This window comes from Actinomycetota bacterium, assembly GCA_040905475.1.
Classification (GTDB): Bacteria; Actinomycetota; AC-67; order AC-67; family AC-67; genus DATFGK01.
This window is the reverse complement of the sequence record JBBDRM010000151.1, coordinates 1-2,924: the sequence shown is the minus strand read 5'-3', so window position 1 is coordinate 2,924 and position 2,924 is coordinate 1. Positions and strand designations below refer to the sequence as shown.

Here is a 2,924-nt window from a genome sequence, read left to right as displayed (position 1 = left end):
CCGTCGAGGATCTGGATCGACTCGTGCGGACGCACTCGCTGCCGGGCGACACCCGTGAGCGTGTCCGCGCCTCGCTCGAACCGCTCGGACGGTTCCCGCGGCTGGGCCAAGAACTCACCGGGCGATGGGACGGGTTCCGCTTCATCCTCGGTCCCTGGCGGTGGATGCTGCTCGTCTACGTCTTCGATGAGCACCGTGATCGCGTCACCATCGTCACGGTCCAAGACGCCCGACCGTCGAGTGCAGCAACGGGTAGCTGACACGGGCGTTGCTCCGCGGGTGGAGGAGCGGACTGAACACCCCGGGTAGCGTGGACAGCATGCGTGACGTGAGTGGATTCCTGGAACAGTTCGTCTCGCGGGCTTCGGATCGCGAAGACGTTCACGCGGTCGGGCTCGCCGGCTCCTGGGCTCGTGGGACTGCCACACCCGACTCGGACGTCGACCTCGTCGTGATCGTTGAGCACGTCCCCCGCCTCCTCACGACGTCGCAGTGGGTCGCCTTGCCGCTCGATCCTGGCACGAGGCAAGTCGTGGCGGATGGCTTCGAGGTCCTGTACGACCCCGACGGGTTGCTTCGTAGGTGCAAGGAGACTGGCCCGTAGCCGACCAGTCCGTATGACCCGAGCTTCAGCCCCCCAGCGCGCCGCAATGGCCGGAGTCAACCGGGAGGATCCGGGCGTAGTGGGTAGGTACGGATGCCTCAGCTCAGTCGGCCAGCGATCGCGCGAGCCGATGGCGGAGCATGGCGGCGCCGTCGCCGGAGATGCCGCCCAGTGGGATGTCGCGGCCGGCTGCTGCGAGCATGAGGGTTTCGCCGGGGCCGTGAACCTCGGGGCCATCGCCGGTCGCCCAGTCGAGGTCGGTGGCGACGAAACGGAGGCCGCGCATGAGCTTGGCGCTCGGGAGCAGCGGCACACGGCGGATGCGGTGGAGGACTGGCCGCAGCCGCGCTGCGGGAATGTCGCGTGGCCGATTTAGCGGTCGGCGTATGTCCTGCTGGTGGATCATCCCGTCGGTGAGGGCGATCATGCCGCCGCCGAGCGCGGTGAGTCCGCGTGGGACCGTGCGCTCACGTACGAGCGCGAGCAGTTCCTCGATGGGGAGCAGACGGAGCGGAGCGAGCGTTCTCGCGTTCATCGCGGCCGGTCGCATGCCGGATCCGATGACGACCTTGACCAGAGCTCGGACGCCGAGGTCTTCGTAGCTGATCAGGTGCGCGACGACGTCGCGGACCTTCCACCCGCGGCAGAGCGATGGATGTTCCCACTCGTGTGGCGCCAGGTCCTCGAGCAGGGCAGCGAGTTCTCGCCGTTCGTCGGTTGCGAGGTCGAGGAGGTCGGCGCTCACGTGGCGGCCTCCTGGATGATCATCGTGAACTGGTGCAGGTAGATCGGCCAGCCGTTGTTGCCAGCGACATCGTCGCGCAGGGACGGGGCCCTCTCCCCGTGTCGCTCAATGTGCCGGTGCTCGAGTTCGACGCGTGTCGAGCGTCCGTCAACATCGATGAACCGGACCTCGACCTCGCTAGCATCGCGCCGATCCGCGACGAGCGAGTAGTCGGGATCGAGCAGCCACGCGAAGACGAGCCGGTAGGGGGGATCGAGGTACAGGACCTCACCCCATCGGCACACGGACCCGTCGACGCCGCGGTCGAAGATCGCGCCGCCGGGCCGGGCCTCGAACACCGTCTCGGCGATCGGCACCGTCAACAGGTTGTGTTCTCGCGGCTTGATGCGGTCGAACTCGCCGACGAACGTCTCGTAGGCCCGGTGCGGGGGCACCTCAAGGTGGATGTCCAGACGCACCGGTGGGATCTCGTGGGCGCTCACGTCGTGTCTCCATCGCGGTCATCGTGCTCGGCAACCTCCTTGAGGTTGTCGAGTGTCGTGGTCCAGAACTGGTGCAGTTCGCTGCGGAGCCGCACGAGACCTTGCTCGCGCACGCGGTAGACCCGCCGACGGCCGTCCGGTTGAGCGTCGACCAGGCCGGCATCGGCAAGGATCCGGAGGTGTTGCGAGACCGCCGGGCGGCTCACCGGCAGTTCCGCCGCGATCTCGGTCACCGATCGGGTACCCGAACCCACGAGTCGCAGTACCTGGCGGCGGGTGGGGTCGCCGAGGGCAGCCCACGGGTCGGTTGCAGGTGTCATAACGCGTAAGCTATCACTTACGTATCTGGCTGCAACGCGCGAATTGCTGCCGTTCGAAACGAGCGTGCCCGGGGTCACCATCGCGAGCAGCCAGCCTCGCAAGGCCCGGCCGATCGCTTCAGGCGCGTCCTCTTGGACGAAATGGATCCCTGGGACCGTCACTTCGACCTGGTTCGGCCAACGACGGCAACGGTCGGCGAAGACGTTGGACAAGGCACCGGCTGCGCGTCGACGTACAGCTTGGGTACGTCGGACCACGCTCTCGGCCCGCAGATCGCCTCTCCAAGTAGCAGATCCCCGTCGCGGCCTCGGGGTGCCGGCGGGCCCAGTCGAAGCCGAGGGCTGCTCCCCAATCGTGCAGCACCAGCGTGACCTGCTCGCTGACCCCGAGTCCATCAAGCAGCGCCTCGAGGTAGCGCGACTGCTCGACGAACCGGTAGCGACCCTGGCCAGTGAGCTTGTCGGACCGTCCGTGCCCCACCAGGTCCGGCGCGATCACCCGGCCGAGGTCGCGCACGAACGGGACGATGTTGCGCCAGAGGTAGCTCGAGGTCGGGTTCCCATGCAGCAGGACAATCGGTGGGCCGCTGCCCACATCGAGGGTGGCCATGGTGACGTCGCCGACATCGACGCGGCGGTTGGCGATGGACATCGATCACTCCTCCGGCTGGCGGCGATCACCTTTGCGCGGCTCCGGTGTCGTCGACAGCACCGGAGCAGTGCGAGGCGACTCCTCCGAACCCTCCGCGACTCGGGGCTTGGGATCGAAGCGA

The 2,924-nt window shown here is 67.7% G+C and carries 6 protein-coding genes; 2 read left to right on the top strand and 4 right to left on the bottom strand.

Annotated elements, in window-relative coordinates:
• Nucleotides 1–260: hypothetical protein (locus WEB06_18670; GenBank protein MEX2557642.1), on the top strand; the 260-nt coding region annotated here is incomplete at its 5' end.
• 59 nt (nucleotides 261–319) lie between these two features.
• Nucleotides 320–604, top strand: a complete 285-nt coding sequence (locus WEB06_18665; protein ID MEX2557641.1) for a nucleotidyltransferase domain-containing protein — start codon at nucleotides 320–322, stop codon at nucleotides 602–604.
• Nucleotides 605–707: 103 nt separating this feature from the next.
• On the opposite strand, the gene WEB06_18660 is transcribed toward WEB06_18665, so the two are convergent.
• The 4 genes from WEB06_18660 to WEB06_18645 form a co-directional block, all read right to left on the bottom strand.
• Nucleotides 708–1,349, bottom strand: a complete 642-nt coding sequence (locus WEB06_18660) for a maleylpyruvate isomerase family mycothiol-dependent enzyme (GenBank protein MEX2557640.1) — start codon at nucleotides 1,347–1,349, stop codon at nucleotides 708–710.
• Nucleotides 1,346–1,831 (bottom strand): SRPBCC family protein, encoded by a 486-nt coding sequence (locus WEB06_18655; protein ID MEX2557639.1) that lies wholly within the window; start codon nucleotides 1,829–1,831, stop codon nucleotides 1,346–1,348. Before WEB06_18655 ends, WEB06_18660 begins: the two co-directional genes overlap by 4 nt.
• On the bottom strand, nucleotides 1,828–2,151 hold the full coding sequence (locus WEB06_18650; GenBank protein MEX2557638.1) for a metalloregulator ArsR/SmtB family transcription factor: 324 nt from the start codon (nucleotides 2,149–2,151) through the stop codon (nucleotides 1,828–1,830). The genes WEB06_18655 and WEB06_18650 overlap by 4 nt, the downstream gene beginning before the upstream one ends.
• Before the next feature lie 118 nt (nucleotides 2,152–2,269).
• On the bottom strand, nucleotides 2,270–2,803 hold the full coding sequence (locus WEB06_18645; GenBank protein MEX2557637.1) for an alpha/beta fold hydrolase: 534 nt from the start codon (nucleotides 2,801–2,803) through the stop codon (nucleotides 2,270–2,272).
• Between the last annotated feature and the right edge of the window lie 121 nt (nucleotides 2,804–2,924).